Source organism: Streptomyces sp. NBC_00878 (genome assembly GCF_026341515.1).
In the GTDB taxonomy this organism is placed as follows: domain Bacteria; phylum Actinomycetota; class Actinomycetes; order Streptomycetales; family Streptomycetaceae; genus Streptomyces.
In genome coordinates this window covers 8,382,399-8,400,695 of the sequence record NZ_JAPEOK010000001.1, presented here as the reverse complement: position 1 = coordinate 8,400,695, position 18,297 = coordinate 8,382,399, and the positions used below count along the sequence as shown (strand labels likewise).

Here is an 18,297-nt window from a genome sequence, read left to right as displayed (position 1 = left end):
CTACACATTCCGGGTTTTCGGAACTGGGCCGGACGTCGACCGCCGTATTCATCACGTAAGGGCTGAACAGTGGCATCAATGGAAACGAGGGGCGCGGGTGAGTGGGCGGCGGGCAGCGCCTCGGTCGGCGAGGTGGACGCGGTCGTCGTCGGTGCCGGGCCCAACGGTCTGGCCGCGGCGGTGGTCCTCGCCCGGGCCGGACTCACCGTGGAGGTGTACGAGGCGGCGGACGAACCCGGCGGCGGTGCCCGCACGGCCGAGATGGTGCTGCCCGGGTTCAGGTTCGACCTCTGCTCGGCCGTGCACCCGATGGGGGTCGCCTCGCCGTTCTTCCGGGCACTCGACCTCGCCGCCCACGGAGTGGAGATGGCCCAGCCCGAGGTCGCCTACGCGCATCCGCTGGACGGCGGGCGGGCCGGGCTGGCCTGGCGCGACCTGGATCGCACCGCGGAAGGTCTCGGACCGGACGGGCGGGCATGGCGGGGGCTGCTCGGTCCCCTGGCGGAACGGTGGCAAGGGCTCGCCGCCACGGCGCTGTCCGACCTCCGGCGGCCGCCGGGCGACCCACTGACCGCGGTCCGGCTGGGCCTGCGTATGGCGGAGCAGGGATCTCCGGCGTGGGGCCTGCGCTTTCGTGGCCAGGTAGCGCCGGCCCTGCTCACCGGGGTGAGCGCCCATGCGATCCGGCCACCCCGGACACCGACAGCGGCGGGAGTCGCCCTCGTGCTGGCCGGCCTGGCGCACGGTGTCGGATGGCCACTGCCCCGGGGCGGCAGCCAGGCCATCACCCGGGCGCTGGTGAAGGTGCTGCACGAGCACGGTGGCCGGGTGGTGACCGGACACCGGGTGACTTCACTGTCGGAACTGCCACGCGCCAAGGCCGTCCTGCTCGACATCGCGCCGGCCGAACTGCTGCGTATCGCCGGCGACCGGTTGCCTGCCCGCTACGCGCGCTCGCTGCGCCGGTTCCGCTACGGCGGTGGGGCATGCAAAATCGACTTCGCGCTGTCCGGCCCGGTGCCCTGGACGGCGCCGGGCTGTGACGTGGCGGGCACGCTGCATCTGGTCGGCGCACGCGAGGAGGCCGTCGCGGTCGAGCGCGCGGTACTCGCCGGCCGACACCCGGACCGCCCGTACGTCCTGGCCGTCCAGCCCGGTGTGGTGGACCCGACCCGGGCCCCGGCGGGACGTCACACTCTGTCGACCTACGCCCATGTGCCACAGGGGTCGTCGGCCGACGTCACGGCGGCGGTCGTCGCGCAGATCGAGCGCTTCGCCCCGGGTTTCCGGGATCTGGTCCTGGCCCGGCAGGTGATCACCGCGGCCGAGCAGGAGCGGCACAACCCCAACTACGTCGGCGGTGACATCGCCGCGGGCGCGATGACCCTCCGGCAGACCGTGCTGCGGCCGGCCGCGCGCTGGAACCCATACAGCACGCCGCTGCCCGGCGTGTATCTGTGCTCGGCCTCGACACCGCCCGGCCCCGGTGTACACGGCATGGCAGGGGTGCACGCCGCCCGACGGGCCTTGCGTCGGCGCTTCGGTATCCGCACCACACCCTGAAGGGCGCCCTGAGTGATCGTCGCGCCGGTACGCACGACCGGCGGCTCGGCTTGCACAACCCGCACGGCCGGGGGAACGCGGTGGGGTCATCCGCCCGTGACTACACGTGTCACTCCACGTAGTCCGGCGCCACCTTGGGCGGCCAGTCACGCTCAGCGAGAACGCCCCGTGAATAGGCCTTGGCGACCAGTTGCGTCCGGTTCGACGCCCCGAACCTGCGGAACATCGCACGGACACGGTATTCGATGCCCTGACGGCTGAGATAGAGCCGTGACGCCAGCTCGTCCGTGGACGCACCGTCCGCCAGCCCTTCAAGTAATTGTGCGTCCAACGAGCTCAGAACTAACTTCTCCTCGGCAGAGGACTCCTCGTCCGAGTCCGACTTCCGGTCAGCCCCTGACCTCCCGCTTGACCCCATGATCGCTCGCTCCTCTCCCGCGACAGCGCGGTTCTTCGCGGCGATGCCGACCGATCCGGGACATCGCCGCCGTGAGAATCAGATTCGTTCGACTGCCGATGCCCAGGAAGACGCTTCTGGACGGCTGGAAGTTCATTCGGAGCATCACTTGACTATGCTTCCGGACGATTGAGGGGTATGTTTCTGATGGTAAATTTTCGATAGCTATATATTTGCGTGCGGAAATGACATATCTATATGGGTGACGCTACATCGGACATAAGCCCGGTCGGCCTGATCGGAAGCATGCGCCTCCGGGAGAAAATCGAAATCCTCCGGTATCGGCACACTTACCGAATTCCGCACCGAGCACGGGGTGCCGACGGCCCTGCGTCCGATCGCGGACCGCGCCACCCACGCCGATTTGGAGGACTGATGGGACCCTGCCCTGGGCCTCGGGCGGTTGAGTCTCGTCACCGGAACGGCGCACGGTCACGCCCCGGGCAACAGTTGCGAGTGAGGGCGGCGGCGACGGATGCGCCTCAGCCCACGTGATGCGGAGCGACCCTGGGCGGCCAGACGTGCTTCGTGAGCACCCCGAGCGAATATGCCCTGGCGACCAGTTGTGTCCGGTTCGACGTTGCGAACTCCCGGAACATCGCACGGACACGGTATTCGATGCCCTGGCGGCTGAGGAAGAGCATCGACGCCAGCTTCTCCGTGGTGTCGCCGTTCGCCAGCCCTACGAGAATTCGGGCGTCCATCTCGCTCAGCACGTACCCACCGCCCTCGCCCGAGGCCGGCTCGTCGCGCCCGTCCTCCGTCGCGGTGTCCGCAACGCGGCGCACGGGCAGGTCCCGGCCCGGGCGCTCCTTGCCCGGATTCCTCGTCGGCCGAGCGGCCCGCGACTCCCTGATTGGCATCATGACTCTTCCTCTCCCGCGGTGTCGCGGTCGTGGCGGTGGCGGTGGCGGAGCGAAACTGTGCGGCCGTGTCACTGATGCCCGCGCCACAGGCGGTCCGCGAGCAACCCCAATGCCGTTTAAGCGCTGTGCCGAAGTGACCGGTGCAAGAGGTCGTCTCAATGGACGAGTCAGCGGCCGCAGATGAGAGCTCCAGCTACGGCAATCTTGCGAGGCATCGAGGCGAAACCGCCGCGGCGGCACTGGCGAAAAGCTTCACCTTGCGGCTCGTACGAGGGCGATGCCTGGAGCTGTGCGTCAATGCAGTTATCCCCGATCACATGAGGGATGCTCGAACGTGTGTCGCGTAGTCACATCGTGACCGCCACTTCCCCTGACGTGAGCGGAAGCTTCGAGTCTTAAGGCTCGCATAAGGAATGCATCAGACGCGCTTAAGGATCGCCGACACCCCGCTCACCAACGGCGATTGCGGGGGCTGCACACGGTGTCCGCGCGCCGGCACCCGTTCCAGAGCGGCCGACGAATCGGGGCTCAATGGGCCCGGCAGACCTTGATCAACGCGCTTGCCGTTCAGCGCGAGCTTCGGTGCAGCTCCGGCGGTGAAAGCCGAGGCGTTCGGCCGCGGCCTCACCCGCGAGGGCTCCGCGCACCAGGCCGGTGGCCACGGCCCGGTAGTGCTTGGGGACCCTGGGATTGTTTCGCAGGGTGTCCAGCGCATCGGCCAAGGTGTCCTGCTGAGACCCGGACAACTCGCCTCCGCGAAGGCGCCAGGGAATGTACTCCCCGGCCACCGACCGCTGTGCGAATGTGCGCGACAGACCGCCCTCACTTGCTCAATTTCCTTATGGCACACGGAAGTTACCGATGGTTACAGTGCGGCACTCCGGATCCGCCCTCCCCCGATGGAGAGACCATGAGCACAGGAGTCCCCCGCCGCCGCGGCCGGTGGCCGCGCGCCCTGACCGCCGGAGCGCTCGCCGTGGCCGCGCTCACCGCGACCTCCCCGGCGGACGGCGCACCGGCCGCCGCCGAGGCGGCCCGCACCGAGACCCCGGTGACCTCGGCCTCCCCGTTCCCCGGCGTCACCGAGACCGTGGTCTCCGTACGGATCCCGCTGCCCGCCTCGGCCGGCGGCCACCCGGAGCGCTGCGACCGGCTGTCGTATCTGCGCTACCGCGACTCCCAGGGGCCGTCGAAGTCCGCCGACGCCGACCGGATCCTGGTCGCCCAGCCCGGCATCCTGGAGGGTGCGGGCGCCTTCGACAGCGTGGCCCGCAACACGGTGAGAGCGGCGGCCGAGAAGGGCGAGCACATCGAGTTCTGGGCCCTGGACCGGCGCTCCAACTGCCTTGAGGACAACACGGGGATCGCAACGGGCAGCACCGCCAAGGCTGTTGGCTACTACTACGAGGGCGAGAAGGTCGACGGACGCGCCTTCGACGGGTTCCTGACGAATGATCAGACGGGCTGGCTCGCCGAGGTCGGCCTGGAGCGGACCGTGCGTGACCAGTACGACCTGCTGTCCGCCGAACTGCCCGGCCAGAAGCTGCGCAAGGAGAAGGTGCTGTGCGGTGGGCATTCGCTCGGCGGCGTCCTCACCGGCGTCTTCGCCACCTGGGACTTCGACGGGAACCCCGCGACGACGGCGGACGCGGGCTTCAACCAGTGCGCGGGCTACTTCGCCCTGGACACGACGATCGCCACCAACCTGGATGACCTGAACGGCACTTCGGGCTCCCTCAACGGCGGCCTGCTGCCCGAGGGCACGGTCCCGGGGACGGGCCTCGGCTACACCGTCGTACAGGCCGGTCTGCGCAGCGGTGTCCTGCCCCGCTTCCTCGCACTCCCCGCGGTGATCAACCCCGAGATCATGAACGTGCTCGCGATCAGCGGCCTCGCCGCGCGCACCGCACCGGGCGCGCGGTCCACGCTCCAGGACGACCTCCCGTCGAACGCCAACATCGAGACGACGTCCCGCACGATGTTCTCCAAGGACGCGGCCGTCTTCCTGTCGGGCAAGCCCACGATCCGCGACTTCCGGCTCACCAACGCGGCGGTCCTCGGCGCCTTCATGGACGACAACTCGGCCCCGCTGTCCTTCATCCAGACCAGCGTGGGCCTCTTCGACGGCGGCCGGCTCGTGGACAAGAACTTCCCGGTCTCGAACGACGTCCAGGGCTCACCGGCCCTGTTCGGTACGGAGCTGAAGGCGATCCCGGACGAGCCGGCCGGCCCGCTCTACACGTGGCGGAACTTCGACCGGGTGGGCGCGCCGGACGACCCGGTGCACCGCTCGGCCGACGGCACGCCGTTCACGACGGCCGCCAAGGAGGTCTCGGACATCGGGGAGCTGGCCCGCAGCCTTTCCGAACAGCCGCTGGACTTCACCGAGGACTATTTCCCGACGAAGCTGGTCACCGATCTCTCACTGGTCGACGACCCGCGGATCGCCCGGCACATGGCACACCCCGGCGGTCCGACCGCGAACCCCGCGATCACCTTCGTCGCGGGCGACGGCATCCTCGCGGACCACATCCCCGCGGACAAGAACCCCGTGGTCCTGCCCGGCTACCAGCACCTGGACGTGCTCACGGCGGCCCCGGTCCAGAACGGGGGAACCCGCGAACGGATCGCCACCCTCCTGTCGGCCTTCGCGACGCGTCAGGGCGTTGCCGGAGGCCGCCGGGATCGCCTCCTCGGCCCCTGAGCTCGATTCCTTGAGCCTTGAACTGTCCGGCCCGGCTCCCGAACTCCCGGATTTCCGTCAACTGGTCGCAGAACGCCGGTAGTTCCCGACAGAAACCGCTCTCAGAAGCGTTACGCGAGGGCCACAAGTTCTACTAATGTTCCCCTCGTCGCGCACACAGATCCTCCGGCCACAGCCGTCTCGTGTGTCCGCGGCCTCCGCCCCCACTTGTGCCACGGCACACATGACCAGTCCGCGTCCGCCTTCGGCGACGCTGGAGGAATCTCGCATGCCAGAAAGAAATCCCGGGTCCCCTCCCGACCCGTCCGCCCACCCCGCGAAGGTGTGGGAGACCGGCGAAACCCTGGACGAGTCCCGCGTACCCGGAACCCGCAGGCTCTGGATGGCGGGAGCGCTCCTCGTGGCGGTTCTCGCCTCCACCGTGACAGCGGTCGTCGTACTGGACGACAGGACGGACACCTCCGCGAAGGACCAGACGAAGAACAACACCAACTCCGCGGCGAACGAGCCGCTCATACCCAACCCGCCCCCCGCTACGGCGCCCAGCGGGAAGAGCGGGCTCGCCGCTCCCGATCCCGCCAAGAGCGCCGCGGACGGTGCCGGCTCGCCCGAGGCCCAACAGGGCGGTGCCAAGCCGGACTCGGTCCCGGGGCCGACCAGGTCGGCCTCCTCCGCCAAGCCCCCCGCGTCCAAGCCCAGTTCCTCGAAGAAGTCCGTCCAGTCGGTCAACTACCCCGACCGCTACTGGCTCGTCGAGGGCGACTCGGTGCGGCTCGACCGGGTGGGTTCGCGCAACTCCTCCCGGGGCGGGAACAACACGTCACGGGGCGGGAACAACTCGTCCCGGAGCGGGGGCACCACCGCTCTCAAGATCGTCCCCGGCCTGGCCGACTCCAGCTGTGTGTCCTTCTCCCTGGGCAACAGCCGCTATCTGCGCCACTCCCAGTTCCGCCTGCGGGCCGACCGCAGCAACGGCACCGAGCTCTTCAAGCAGGACGCCACGTTCTGCCCCCGCGCGTCGGCCCACTCCGGCGCCGTCATGCTGGAGTCGTACAACTACCGCGGCCGCTTCCTGCGCCACAGCAACTTCCAGATCCGCCTGGACCGGTCCGAGAACACCCGCCTCTTCCGGGCGGACTCGGCGTTCAAGCTGGTGAAGAGCGTGGGCTGAGCGACGCCCGGCAGCCGGGGCAGGCCGTCCGACCCCGCTCTCCCGGACAGCGGACAGTGGACACCGGACACCGGACAGCCCACTCTCCCGGACAGCAACGAACGCGGCCCCCGGCATTCATGCCGGGGGCCGCACACGTGCGCGCGCACTCATCGTGGACTCAGACGTTGAAGCCCAGCGCCCGAAGCTGGTCGCGGCCGTCGTCCGTGATCTTGTCGGGGCCCCACGGCGGCATCCACACCCAGTTGATGCGGAGCTCGTTCACGATGCCGTCCGTGGCGGACTTGGCCTGGTCCTCGATGACGTCGGTGAGCGGACAGGCCGCCGACGTCAGGGTCATGTCGATCGTCGCGATGTTCGCGTCGTCGATGTGAATGCCGTAGATCAGCCCGAGGTTGACGACGTCGATGCCCAGTTCGGGGTCGACGACGTCGTACAGGGCCTCGCGGACTTCCTCTTCCGAGGCCGGTTTCATCTCGATGGTCTCGCTCATGCGGTCTTCCTTTCGGCGTCGGCCTCGCCCAGGGCCTGGGCCGTCGCATCCTTCCAGGCCATCCAGCTCAGCAACGCGCACTTCACGCGGGCCGGGTACTTGGAGACCCCGGCGAACGCGACCGCGTCCTCCAGAATCTCCTCCATCGTGTCGTCCGGCTCGATGCGCCCCTTGGACTGCATCAGCTCCAGGAAGGTCTCCTGGATCTTCCGCGCCTCGGCCAGGTCCTTGCCGACGAGCAGCTCGTTCAGCACGGAGGCCGAGGCCTGGCTGATGGAGCAGCCCTGGCCCTCGTACGAGACGTCGCTGATCTTCGTGCCCTCGTACCTCACGCGCAGCGTGATCTCGTCGCCGCACGTCGGGTTGACGTGGTGCACCTCGGCGTCGCCATCTCGAAGACCGCGCCCGTGGGGGTGCTTGTAGTGGTCCAGGATGACTTCCTGGTACATCGAATCAAGCCTCACGACTCAGCCAGCTCCTCAGCCGAAGAAGTTCCGTACGTGCTCCAGGCCGTCGACCAGTGCGTCGATCTCGGACGGCGTGGAGTACAGATAGAACGACGCTCGCGTGGTCGCAGGAATTCCGTACCGCAGGCAGACGGGGCGGGCGCAGTGGTGGCCGACCCGGACCGCGATGCCCTGCTCGTCGAGAACCTGGCCCACGTCGTGCGGGTGGATGTCACCCAGCGTGAACGAGATCGCCGCGCCGCGGTCCTCGGCCGTCGTCGGGCCGATGATCCGCAGGTCCGGAACCTCCAGGAGCCGCTTCACCGCGTACTCGGTGAGCGCGTGCTCATGGGCGAGGATCTTGTCCATGCCGATCGCGGAGAGATAGTCGATCGCCGCGCCAAGACCGACCGCCTGCGCGATCGGCGGGGTGCCCGCCTCGAACTTGTGCGGGGCAGGCGCGTACGTCGACGAGTGCATCGACACGGTCTCGATCATCTCGCCGCCGCCGAGGAACGGCGGCAGGTCCTCCAGGAGCTCCTGACGGCCCCAGAGAATGCCGATGCCGGTCGGGCCGCACATCTTGTGGCCGGTGAAGGCCACGAAGTCGGCCTGGAGGGCCTGTACGTCCAGCGGCATGTGCGGGGCGGCCTGCGAGGCGTCGATGCAGACCAGCGCACCGACCTCCTGTGCGCGGCGCACTATCGCCTCGACCGGGTTGACCGTGCCCAGGATGTTCGATACAAGCACGAAGGAGACGATCTTCGTCTTCTCGGTGATGATCTCGTCGATGTTGGACAGGTCGAGCCGGCCGTCGTCGGTCAGGCCGAACCACTTCAGCTTCGCGCCCGTGCGCTGCGCCAGCAGCTGCCACGGCACGATGTTGGAGTGGTGCTCCATCTCCGTGATGACGATCTCGGTCTCGTGGTCCACGCGGTAGGGCTCGTCGGCCCAGCCGAGCATGTTGGCCACGAGGTTGAGCGACTCGGAGGCGTTCTTCGTGAAGATCACCTCGTCGCGGCTCGGCGCGTTGATGAACGCGGCGACCTTGTCGCGCGCTCCCTCGTACAGCGCCGTGGCCTCCTCGGCGAGCACATGCACACCGCGGTGGACGTTGGCGTTGTGGCGCTCGTAGTACTCGTTCAGGGCGTCCAGCACCTGGCGCGGCTTCTGCGAGGTCGCCGCGTTGTCCAGGTACACGAGCTTCTGACCGTCGTGGACCTGACGGTCCAGGATGGGGAAGTCCTTGCGGATCGCCTCGTCAAGTAGTTGCGCGTTACTCGTGAGGAGGCCCGGCAGCTGTGTCACGCGGATACGCCACCCTTCGTGGTGTACGCCTCGTAGCCCTCGTTCTCCAGCTTGTCGGCGAGCTCGGCGCCGCCGGACTCGACGATCCGGCCGCCGGAGAAGACGTGGACGTAGTCGGGCTTGATGTAGCGCAGGATGCGCGTGTAGTGCGTGATCAGCAGGGTGCCGACCTCGCCGGTCTCGCGGACCCGGTTCACGCCCTCGGAGACGACACGCAGGGCGTCGACGTCCAGGCCGGAGTCGGTCTCGTCGAGAATCGCGATCTTCGGCTTGAGGAGCTCCAGCTGGAGGATCTCGTGGCGCTTCTTCTCACCGCCGGAGAAGCCCTCGTTCACGTTGCGCTCGGCGAAGGCCGGGTCCATGTTGAGGCGCTCCATGGCCCCCTTGACCTCCTTCACCCACGTACGCAGCTTGGGGGCCTCGCCGCGGATCGCGGTGGCGGAGGTGCGCAGGAAGTTGGAGACCGAGACGCCGGGGACCTCGACCGGGTACTGCATCGCCAGGAACAGGCCCGCGCGGGCGCGCTCGTCGACGGTCATCTCCAGGACGTTCTCGCCGTCGAGGGTGACGGTGCCGCCGGTGATCGTGTACTTCGGGTGGCCCGCGAGCGAGTAGGCGAGGGTCGACTTGCCGGAGCCGTTCGGGCCCATGATGGCGTGCGTCTCGCCCTGCTTCACGGTCAGGTCGACGCCCTTGAGGATCTCCTTCGTGGCGTTGTCGGCCTCGACGGTGACGTGCAGGTCGTGGATTTCAAGCGTTGCCATGGGTACCTCAGGACTCCTGGGTGAGGGAGACGAGCACGTCGTCCCCTTCGATCTTTACGGGATATACGGGGACGGGGCGCGTCGCGGGGAGGCCGGACGGTTTGCCGGTGCGGAGGTCGAAGCTGGAGCCGTGCAGCCAGCACTCGATCTGACAGTCCTCCACCTCGCCCTCGGAGAGCGAGACGTTCGCGTGCGAGCAGATGTCGTTGATCGCGAACACCTCGCCCTCGGTACGGACGACCGAGACCGGCGTGCCGTCGAGTTCCACCCGCTTCGGGGTGTCCTCCTCCAGCTCGCTCAGCCCGCAGGCGCGCAGGAACGTCAAAGAGTCAGCCATCAGACCGACGCCTCCAGCTCCTCGTCGATCTTCACAAGAAGGCGCTCTTCGATGTCGTCGACGCCGATCTGCTGGACCAGCTCGGCGAAGAAGCCGCGGACCACCAGACGGCGGGCCTCGCCGGCCGGGATGCCGCGGGCCATCAGGTAGAAGAGCTGCTCGTCGTCGAACCGGCCGGTGGCACTCGCGTGCCCCGCGCCGACGATCTCGCCGGTCTCGATCTCCAGGTTCGGTACGGAGTCGACGCGGGCGCCGTCGGTCAGAACCAGGTTCCGGTTCATCTCGTACGTGTCCGTGCCCTCGGCCGTGGCCTCGATGAGGACGTCGCCGATCCATACCGCGTGGGCGCCCTCGCCCTGGAGCGCGCCCTTGTAGGCGACGTTCGACTTGCAGTGCGGGGCGTTGTGGTCGACGAGGAGGCGGTGCTCCTGGTGCTGGCCGGCGTCCGTGAAGTACAGGCCGAAGAGCTCGGCCTCGCCGCCGGTGCCGGCGTAGGCGACGCGCGGGTGGAGGCGTACGAGGTCGCCGCCGAAGGTGACCACGAAGGACTTGAAGGTGGCGTCGCGGCCGATCAGCGCGTTGTGCTGGCCGACGTGGACGGCCTTGTCGTCCCAGTCCTGGACGGAGACGACGGTGAGCTTGGCGCCGTCGCCGAGCACGTACTCGACGTTGGCGGCCAGCACGGCGTCACCGGTGTGGTCGATGACGACGACGGCCTCGGCGAAGGCTCCGAGCTCCACGACCTGGTGGCCGTAGGCGACACCGCCCTCGCCGTGCACGGCGATCCGGATCGGCTCGGTGAGGACCGTCTCCTTGGGGACGGTGATCACGCCGGCCTGCTCGAACGCCGAGTAGGCCTGGGCGGCGACGCGGTCCACGGGGATGCCCGCCCTGCCGAGGCGCGCGTCCTCGCGGGCCACGGTCTCGACGGTGACGCCCTCGGGGGCCTGGACGTCCACCTTGACGCCCTCGCCGGTGGCGATCGCGGTGCCGTCGTGCAGCCCGCGCAGGCGCTCCAGCGGGGTGAACCGCCATTCCTCCTCGCGGCCGTGGGGGACCGGGAAGTCCGCCACGTCGAAGGACGGGGGCGCGCTCATGCGCGTGGCGACGGTCGACTCGGCGGCCACCGCGATCTGGCCCGCGGTGGTGGAGCCCACGGGGATGTTCTGAGCCTCAGCCATGGCTGTCGGTCTGCTCTCTTCCTACGTCAGAAATTCGCTGGCTGTTCCGGAGGGCGGGCCTTAGCCGACCGCACCTTCCATCTGCAGCTCGATCAGCCGGTTGAGCTCAAGGGCGTACTCCATGGGCAGCTCCTTCGCGATGGGCTCGACGAAGCCGCGCACGATCATGGCCATGGCCTCGAACTCGGTCATGCCCCGGCTCATCAGGTAGAAGAGCTGGTCGTCACTGACCTTGGAGACGGTGGCCTCGTGCCCCATGGACACGTCGTCCTCGCGGACGTCCACGTACGGGTACGTGTCGGAGCGGGAGATGGTGTCGACGAGCAGCGCGTCGCACAGCACGTTCGACTTGGAGCCGTGGGCGCCCTCGCCGATCTCGACGAGACCGCGGTAGGACGTACGGCCGCCACCACGTGCCACGGACTTCGACACGATGTTGGAGGACGTGTTCGGCGCCATGTGGACCATCTTGGAGCCGGCGTCCTGGTGCTGGCCCTCGCCCGCGAAGGCGATGGACAGGGTCTCGCCCTTGGCGTGCTCACCCATCAGGTAGACGGCCGGGTACTTCATGGTGACCTTGGAGCCGATGTTGCCGTCGACCCACTCCATGGTCGCGCCCTCGTAGGCCACGGCACGCTTGGTGACCAGGTTGTAGACGTTGTTCGACCAGTTCTGGATGGTCGTGTAGCGGCAGCGGGCGCCCTTCTTCACGATGATCTCGACGACCGCGGAGTGCAGAGAGTCCGACTTGTAGATCGGCGCCGTGCAGCCCTCGACGTAGTGGACGTAGGCGTCCTCGTCGACGATGATCAGCGTCCGCTCGAACTGGCCCATGTTCTCCGTGTTGATACGGAAGTAGGCCTGGAGCGGGATCTCGACGTGCACGCCCTTCGGCACGTAGATGAAGGAGCCGCCGGACCACACCGCGGTGTTCAGCGACGCGAACTTGTTGTCGCCGACCGGGATGACCGTGCCGAAGTACTCCTTGAAGAGCTCCGGGTGCTCCTTCAGCGCGGTGTCGGTGTCCAGGAAGATGACGCCCTGCTCCTCCAGGTCCTCACGGATCTGGTGGTAGACGACCTCGGACTCGTACTGGGCCGCGACACCGGCGACGAGGCGCTGCTTCTCCGCCTCGGGGATGCCGAGCTTGTCGTACGTGTTCTTGATGTCCTCGGGCAGGTCCTCCCAGGACTCCGCCTGCTTCTCCGTGGAGCGCACGAAGTACTTGATGTTGTCGAAGTCGATGCCCGACAGGTCCGAGCCCCAGTTCGGCATGGGCTTCTTCTCGAAGAGGCGCAGGCCCTTGAGGCGGAGCTTGGTCATCCACTCCGGCTCGCTCTTCTTCGAAGAGATGTCCCGGACGACGTCCTCGTTGATGCCGCGCTTGGCAGAGGCACCGGCCACGTCGGAGTCGGCCCAGCCGTATTCGTACGTACCCAGACCCTCGAGCTCGGGGTGGGCAGTCTCCTCAATGGGGAGCGTCATGCGGGGTTCCTCCCGGCGGTACTTGCAGATGCGTTATGGCCGTGAATATCGGTTTGGGAAATCTTTGGGATGAACGTGGTGCAGACACCGTCGCCGTGGGCGATGGTGGCCAGCCGCTGGACATGCGTGCCGAGCAGCTGGGAGAAGATCTCGGTCTCCGCCTCGCAGAGTTGCGGGAACTGTTCGGCCACATGGGCGACCGGGCAGTGGTGCTGGCAGAGCTGCTCGCCGACCGGTGCGCTGCGCGCCGTAGCAGCGTACCCGTCCACGCTCAGGGCCTTGGCCAGCGCTTCCGCGCGCTTCTCGGGCGCGGCGGCCTCGACGGCCTTGCGGTACGTGTCGGCCTGGGCGGCCATCCGGGCGCGGGCGAAGGCCACCAGGGCCTCGTCCCCGCCCTCGCGCTCCGCGATCCAGCGCAGGGCGTCGGCGGCGAGCTTGTCGTAGGACTGGTCGAAGGCGTCCCGGCCGCAGTCGGTCAGGGCGAACACCTTGGCGGGCCGCCCGCGGGTGCGAGCGCCGTAGACCCGCTGCTCGCGGGCCTCCACCACGTCGTCGGAAGCGAGCGCGTCCAGGTGACGTCGCACGGCGGCCTGGGTGAGGCCCAGCCGTCCCGCGAGGTCGGTCACGGTCGACGGGCCGTGGTCCAGGATGGACCGCGCGACGCGGTTGCGCGTGGAGCGCTCACCGGTCGCGAGTTCCTCTCGCGGAGCCTCGCCAACGTTTTTCACAACGCCATTGTTGCGTAATTCCTCAGGGACTGACAAGCCGCGTCCACGCCACCCGGGGTGCGGTGCATCACTTAGGTAAACCTAATCTGACCTGCGGGGATGATCTTTGATCGATCAATCCGCTGGCACGGCACAGGGTTGTCGGGGAGACTGCCGAACCATGCCGACACCCCCTCCGACCGGCCCTCTCGTCACGCGCGCCACCCTCGCCACGGACCTGCGCGCGCTCGGCGTACGCCCCGGCGAGACCCTCCTCGCGCACTCGTCGCTCCGTTCCCTCGGCTGGGTGAACGGCGGCGCCATCGCAGTCGTCCAGGGGCTGCTCGACGCGCTCGGTCCGGACGGCACACTCGTGGTCCCCACCCAGTCCGGCGGCCTCTCCGACCCGGCGCTGTGGACCAGCCCGCCCGTGCCCGAGGAGTGGTGGGAGACCATCCGCGACACGATGCCGGGGTACGACCCCCTCGTCACGCCTACGCGCGGGGTGGGCGTGGTCCCGGAGACCGTACGCACCTGGCCGGGCGCCCTGCGCAGCGCGCACCCGCAGACCTCGTTCGCGGCCGTCGGACCGCGCGCGGCGAAGATCGTCGAGGACCACGCCCCGGACTGCCGCCTCGGCGAGCTCAGCCCACTCGCCCGCCTTGAGGCAATGGGCGCCCGCGTCCTGCTGCTCGGCGCGGGCTACGACTCCTGCACCAGCTTCCACCTCGCCGAATACCGGATTCCCTCCCCGCGTGTCGCGGTGGGCCGGCCGGTCCGTACGGCCGAAGGTTCCCGCTGGGAGGTCGTCACGGAGGTCTCGATCAGCTCGGAGCAGTTCGACGAACTGGGCGCCGACTTCGAACGGGACCGTCCCGTCGTACGGGGTCTGGTGGGCGCGGCCGACACCCGGCTGTTCTCCGTGGCCGACGCCGTGGCGTACGCGGAGCGGTGGCTCGAACTGCACCGCTCACGCGAGGAATGGGCCACCACGGACGACGCGCCCGCCCCGCGCCGCACGTGACTCGACCCGCCCTCCGTGCGCCGCTCGGTCCTCCCTAGACTTGGCGCTCATGCGAAGTGAGGCCGCCCATGGGAAGTGAGACCGCCCTCCCGCCACCCGACCACCGCCCCTCAACGAGGCGCTCCGCGCCGCACCCTCTTATTGAGGTCCAGGGCCTGGTGAAGCGGTACGGCAGGAAAACCGCGGTGGACGGCCTGGATCTGGTCGCCCGGGCGGGCATCACCGCAGTCCTCGGGCCCAACGGCGCCGGCAAGACGACCACCGTCGAGACCTGCGAGGGCTACCACAGACCGGACTCCGGAACGGTCCGGGTACTGGGCCTCGACCCGGTGCGCGAGTCCTCCGCCCTGCGCCCCCGCATCGGCGTGATGCTCCAGTCCGGCGGTGTCTACTCGGGCGCCCGCGCGGACGAGATGCTCCGCCACGTGGCCAAGCTGCACGCGCACCCGCTGGACGTGGACGCACTCATGGAGCGCCTGGGCCTCGGCAGCTGCGGCCGGACGGCGTACCGGCGGCTGTCGGGCGGCCAGCAGCAGCGCCTCGCGCTCGCCATGGCCGTGGTCGGCCGCCCCGAACTGGTCTTCCTCGACGAACCGACCGCCGGTCTCGACCCGCAGGCCCGCCGGGCCACCTGGGACCTCGTACGCGATCTGCGCGCCGACGGCGTCTCGGTCATCCTGACCACGCACCACATGGACGAGGCGGAGCAGCTCGCCGACGACGTGGCGATCATCGACGCGGGCCGGGTCATAGCGAAGGGCTCCCCCGACGAACTCTGCCGCGGCGGCGCCGAGAACACCCTGCGCTTCTCCGGCCGCCCCGGCCTCGACGTGGCCTCCCTCCTCAAGGCCCTCCCGGCGGACTGCACGGCGGCCGAGCTGACGCCGGGCTCGTACCGCGTGGGCGGCAAGGTCGACCCGCAGCTGCTCGCGACCGTCACCACCTGGTGCGCCCAGCACGGGGTGATGCCGGAGAAGATCTCGGTCGAGCGGCACACCCTGGAGGATGTCTTCCTGGAGCTCACCGGTAAGGAGTTGCGCGGATGACCGCGGGAACGGACGCCCGGCCCACGGGTGAGGGCACAGGTGAAGGCACGGGCATGTACGAGCCGAGGCCGGGGGCCGCCCCGCTCCCCCGCATGATCGCGGCGCAGGCGGCGCTGGAGACGAGGATGCTGCTGCGCAACGGCGAGCAGCTGCTCCTCACGGTGATCATCCCGACGCTGCTGCTGGTGCTGTTCAGCGCGGTGGACATCGTCGACACGGGTGAGGGCGAGGCGGTCGACTTCCTGGCGCCCGGCATTCTCGCGCTCGCCGTGATGTCGACGGCGTTCACCGGCCAGGCGATCGCCACGGGCTTCGAGCGGCGGTACGGCGTACTGAAGCGGCTCGCCTCCTCGCCGCTGCCGCGCTGGGGGCTGATGGCGGCCAAGACCCTCTCCGTCCTGGTCACCGAGGTCCTCCAGGTGCTCCTCGTGACGGTCATCGCCCTGGCGCTCGGCTGGTCGCCGGAGGGCAACCCGCTGGCCGTGCTGCTGCTCCTGCTCCTGGGTACGGCGGCCTTCTCGGGCCTCGGCCTGCTCATGGCGGGCACGCTGAAGGCGGAGGCCACGCTGGCCGCCGCGAACCTGGTCTTCCTGCTGCTGCTCGTCGGCGGCGGGGTCATCGTCCCGCTGGACAAGTTCCCGGACGCGGCCCAGGACCTGCTCGGCCTGCTGCCGATCTCGGCACTGTCGGACGGCTTGCGGGACGTGCTCCAGCACGGCGCCGGGATGCCGTGGGGAAACCTCGGGATCCTCGCCGTATGGGCGGTCGTGGGCCTCGCCGCCGCCGGGAAGTTCTTCCGCTGGGAGTGAGCGGGCGATGGCCGGTCGGCCGACGCGGGCAGGGGGCTCGTGAAAGCGTGCACAAGCGGCCCCCTACGATGGAGCCCGTGCCAAACGTGACCCGAGCCGATGCCGCTCAAGCCGTGCGCAACCCGCTCGCCTTCATCGCCGAACGCTGGACCCCGTCGCCCCGGACGGTCCAGCGCGCCGCCCTCGCCGCACTCGTCATGGCGGTACTGATCGTGGTCACCGGAGGTGCCGTCCGGCTGACGGGCTCGGGGCTCGGCTGCCCGACCTGGCCCAAGTGCACCGACGACTCGCTCACCACCACGAGCGCGATGGGCGTGCACGGCGTGATCGAGTTCGGCAACCGCATGCTGACGTACGTCCTGTGTGCCGCGGTCGGCTGGGCGATCATCGCCGCACGCTCGCAGACGCCCTACCGGCGCAGCCTCACACGGCTCGGCTGGGCGCAGTTCTGGGTCGTCATGAGCAACGCGGTCCTCGGCGGCGTCGTCGTCCTCGTGGGCCTCAACCCGTATACGGTCGCCGCCCACTTCCTCCTCTCCACCGCCCTGATCGCCGTCGCCACCGTGATGTGGCAGCGCACCCGCGAGGGCGACGCCGCCCCGCGTCCGCTGGTCGGCAAGCCGGTGCGGCAGATGGCGTGGGTCCTCGTCGCCGTCACCCTCCTGCTGATCGCGGTGGGGACGGTCGTCACCGGCGCGGGCCCGCACGCCGGCGATTCGAGCGAGGTCGAGCGCATCCCGCTGAACTGGGAGAACGTCACCAAGCTGCATGCCGTACTGGCCTGGATCGTGGTGACGCTGACCTTCGCCCTGTGGTTCGTCCTCAGGGCCGTCGACGCGCCCGAGGGTCCCCTGCACCGCACCCGCGACCTCTTCCTGGTCCTCCTCGCACAGGGCGGCATCGGGTACGTCCAGTACTTCACCGACCTTCCGGAGGTCCTGGTCGGCCTCCACATGTTCGGCTCCTGCCTCGTGTGGATCGCCACACTCCGCGTCCTGCTGACCCTGCGGGAACGGCCGGAGGTCGTGGTGGACCTGCCCGCCCAGTCGACGCGGTCGTCGCTCACGCGCGCGTGAGCCAGGCGTAGGCCACACGGGTCACGCGTAGGTCATTCGTACGCGGCCACGGCCACCAGTCGGTCGATCGCCGGGCCGAGGTAGCCGCGGGTCAACTCCGCTCTGCGGGCCGTCCACTCTTGGGCCGGCACCGGCACCGGTACCCGCGGCTCCTCAACCGGTGCCCCCGGCTCCTCGTACCGCCGTCTCCTGACGTCCTCGACCACCTCTACCGGGGCACCGAGACCGGGCAGCAGGTCGAGTGCCTCCCGCTTGGTGATCAGCCGCCCGTCCTTCAGCGTGGCCGCGGCACGGGCGTGGGTGACGAGCCCCAGGTCCACCCAGACGTCCTGCGTCCAGTTGTCGGCCCGGTCCACCTGCCGCCGCCAGAAGTCCCGCTGGTCCCGTACGACGAACTCGGCGAGGTTGGCGTCCGTCACCGGCGGCAGCAGACTCCCGGGCGGCTCCCCCTCCAGGACCAGTCCGAAGGTGTGCAGCTCGCGCCGGGTCACCGGCGTGACCGTCCGTTTGAAGAGCTGCTCGTGCGCCCATGTGAGGTGCCGCCGCTCGGCACCGGCCGCCGTGCCGGGCGTCAGATAGCTGCAGTGCAGCTTGCCGACAAGCGGTTCTGCACGCAGGCGGGCGTGCAGCCGGGCCACCCGCCAGACCGTCCTCGCCGTGATCGGGTCGTCCAGGACCACGATCAGGTCCAGGTCGCTGCGACCCTCCTGGTAGTCGCCCCCGCCGAGCGAGCCGTGTGCCCACACGGCGAGGGGGGTGAGGTCGCGCAGTTCGGTCCGGAAGCGGTCGAGGAGCCGGTCGGTCGCGTCGCTGCGTGTCATACGCACAGTCTGTACAGCTCGCTCCACCCCGTACACCCG

At 69.3% G+C, this 18,297-nt stretch carries 18 protein-coding genes; 7 read left to right on the top strand and 11 right to left on the bottom strand.

Going from position 1 to position 18,297, the window contains the following annotated elements:
- The first annotated feature begins 78 nt into the window (after nucleotides 1-78).
- Nucleotides 79-1,563, top strand: a complete 1,485-nt coding sequence (locus OHA11_RS36410; protein ID WP_266503583.1) for an NAD(P)/FAD-dependent oxidoreductase — start codon at nucleotides 79-81, stop codon at nucleotides 1,561-1,563.
- Nucleotides 1,564-1,672: 109 nt separating this feature from the next.
- Here the strand turns inward: OHA11_RS36410 and OHA11_RS36405 are convergent, their stop codons facing one another.
- Together OHA11_RS36405 and OHA11_RS36400 are read right to left on the bottom strand one after the other, a co-directional pair.
- A complete protein-coding gene (locus OHA11_RS36405; RefSeq protein WP_266503582.1) occupies nucleotides 1,673-1,894 on the bottom strand; it encodes a response regulator transcription factor in 222 nt (73 codons plus the stop codon).
- Between the two features lie 608 nt (nucleotides 1,895-2,502).
- Nucleotides 2,503-2,886: a LuxR C-terminal-related transcriptional regulator gene (locus tag OHA11_RS36400; protein WP_266503580.1), complete on the bottom strand. Its 384-nt coding sequence runs from the start codon at nucleotides 2,884-2,886 to the stop codon at nucleotides 2,503-2,505.
- Between the two features lie 910 nt (nucleotides 2,887-3,796).
- Here OHA11_RS36400 and OHA11_RS36395 point away from each other — a divergent pair.
- Both OHA11_RS36395 and OHA11_RS36390 read left to right on the top strand, forming a co-directional pair.
- Nucleotides 3,797-5,590 (top strand): hypothetical protein, encoded by a 1,794-nt coding sequence (locus OHA11_RS36395; RefSeq protein ID WP_266503578.1) that lies wholly within the window; start codon nucleotides 3,797-3,799, stop codon nucleotides 5,588-5,590.
- Nucleotides 5,591-5,858: 268 nt separating this feature from the next.
- Nucleotides 5,859-6,761: an AbfB domain-containing protein gene (locus tag OHA11_RS36390; RefSeq protein ID WP_266503576.1), complete on the top strand. Its 903-nt coding sequence runs from the start codon at nucleotides 5,859-5,861 to the stop codon at nucleotides 6,759-6,761.
- A 160-nt stretch (nucleotides 6,762-6,921) separates the two neighbouring features.
- Here OHA11_RS36390 and OHA11_RS36385 read toward each other — a convergent pair whose 3' ends face one another.
- From OHA11_RS36385 to OHA11_RS36350, 8 genes are read right to left on the bottom strand one after another with little or no spacing between them, the layout of a single operon-like run.
- The gene (locus OHA11_RS36385) at nucleotides 6,922-7,254 is read right to left on the bottom strand and encodes a metal-sulfur cluster assembly factor (RefSeq protein WP_107017666.1); all 333 of its coding nucleotides are present in this window, start codon (nucleotides 7,252-7,254) and stop codon (nucleotides 6,922-6,924) included.
- Nucleotides 7,251-7,718 (bottom strand): Fe-S cluster assembly sulfur transfer protein SufU, encoded by a 468-nt coding sequence (gene sufU, locus OHA11_RS36380; protein ID WP_266503569.1) that lies wholly within the window; start codon nucleotides 7,716-7,718, stop codon nucleotides 7,251-7,253. The genes OHA11_RS36385 and sufU overlap by 4 nt, the downstream gene beginning before the upstream one ends.
- A gap of 15 nt (nucleotides 7,719-7,733) precedes the next feature.
- Nucleotides 7,734-9,008 carry a cysteine desulfurase gene (locus tag OHA11_RS36375; protein ID WP_266503567.1) on the bottom strand — a complete coding sequence of 425 codons (1,275 nt, stop codon included), beginning with the start codon at nucleotides 9,006-9,008 and terminating at the stop codon, nucleotides 7,734-7,736.
- Nucleotides 9,005-9,772 (bottom strand): Fe-S cluster assembly ATPase SufC, encoded by a 768-nt coding sequence (gene sufC / locus OHA11_RS36370; RefSeq protein ID WP_266503565.1) that lies wholly within the window; start codon nucleotides 9,770-9,772, stop codon nucleotides 9,005-9,007. Before sufC ends, OHA11_RS36375 begins: the two co-directional genes overlap by 4 nt.
- A gap of 7 nt (nucleotides 9,773-9,779) precedes the next feature.
- Complete coding sequence (locus tag OHA11_RS36365) at nucleotides 9,780-10,109, bottom strand: bifunctional 3-phenylpropionate/cinnamic acid dioxygenase ferredoxin subunit (RefSeq protein ID WP_266503563.1); 330 nt, start codon at nucleotides 10,107-10,109, stop codon at nucleotides 9,780-9,782.
- Nucleotides 10,109-11,290, bottom strand: coding sequence for a Fe-S cluster assembly protein SufD (gene sufD / locus OHA11_RS36360; RefSeq protein ID WP_266503561.1), 1,182 nt, complete (start codon nucleotides 11,288-11,290; stop codon nucleotides 10,109-10,111). The genes OHA11_RS36365 and sufD overlap by 1 nt, the downstream gene beginning before the upstream one ends.
- Nucleotides 11,291-11,350: 60 nt before the next feature.
- Nucleotides 11,351-12,775: a Fe-S cluster assembly protein SufB gene (sufB, locus tag OHA11_RS36355; RefSeq protein ID WP_189840490.1), complete on the bottom strand. Its 1,425-nt coding sequence runs from the start codon at nucleotides 12,773-12,775 to the stop codon at nucleotides 11,351-11,353.
- Nucleotides 12,772-13,503, bottom strand: a complete 732-nt coding sequence (locus OHA11_RS36350) for a metalloregulator ArsR/SmtB family transcription factor (protein WP_266503557.1) — start codon at nucleotides 13,501-13,503, stop codon at nucleotides 12,772-12,774. Before OHA11_RS36350 ends, sufB begins: the two co-directional genes overlap by 4 nt.
- Before the next feature lie 160 nt (nucleotides 13,504-13,663).
- Here OHA11_RS36350 and OHA11_RS36345 point away from each other — a divergent pair, with 160 nt between their 5' ends.
- The 4 genes from OHA11_RS36345 to OHA11_RS36330 all read left to right on the top strand — a co-directional run bounded on the left by OHA11_RS36345 (nucleotide 13,664) and on the right by OHA11_RS36330 (nucleotide 17,437).
- Nucleotides 13,664-14,506: an aminoglycoside N(3)-acetyltransferase gene (locus OHA11_RS36345; RefSeq protein ID WP_266503555.1), complete on the top strand. Its 843-nt coding sequence runs from the start codon at nucleotides 13,664-13,666 to the stop codon at nucleotides 14,504-14,506.
- 68 nt (nucleotides 14,507-14,574) lie between these two features.
- A complete protein-coding gene (locus OHA11_RS36340; RefSeq protein WP_266503554.1) occupies nucleotides 14,575-15,552 on the top strand; it encodes an ABC transporter ATP-binding protein in 978 nt (325 codons plus the stop codon).
- A gap of 53 nt (nucleotides 15,553-15,605) precedes the next feature.
- Nucleotides 15,606-16,361 carry an ABC transporter permease gene (locus OHA11_RS36335; RefSeq protein WP_266507686.1) on the top strand — a complete coding sequence of 252 codons (756 nt, stop codon included), beginning with the start codon at nucleotides 15,606-15,608 and terminating at the stop codon, nucleotides 16,359-16,361.
- A gap of 68 nt (nucleotides 16,362-16,429) precedes the next feature.
- Nucleotides 16,430-17,437 (top strand): heme A synthase, encoded by a 1,008-nt coding sequence (locus tag OHA11_RS36330; RefSeq protein WP_266503552.1) that lies wholly within the window; start codon nucleotides 16,430-16,432, stop codon nucleotides 17,435-17,437.
- Between the two features lie 32 nt (nucleotides 17,438-17,469).
- On the opposite strand, the gene OHA11_RS36325 is transcribed toward OHA11_RS36330, so the two are convergent.
- On the bottom strand, nucleotides 17,470-18,258 hold the full coding sequence (locus OHA11_RS36325; protein WP_266503551.1) for a nucleotidyltransferase domain-containing protein: 789 nt from the start codon (nucleotides 18,256-18,258) through the stop codon (nucleotides 17,470-17,472).
- Between the last annotated feature and the right edge of the window lie 39 nt (nucleotides 18,259-18,297).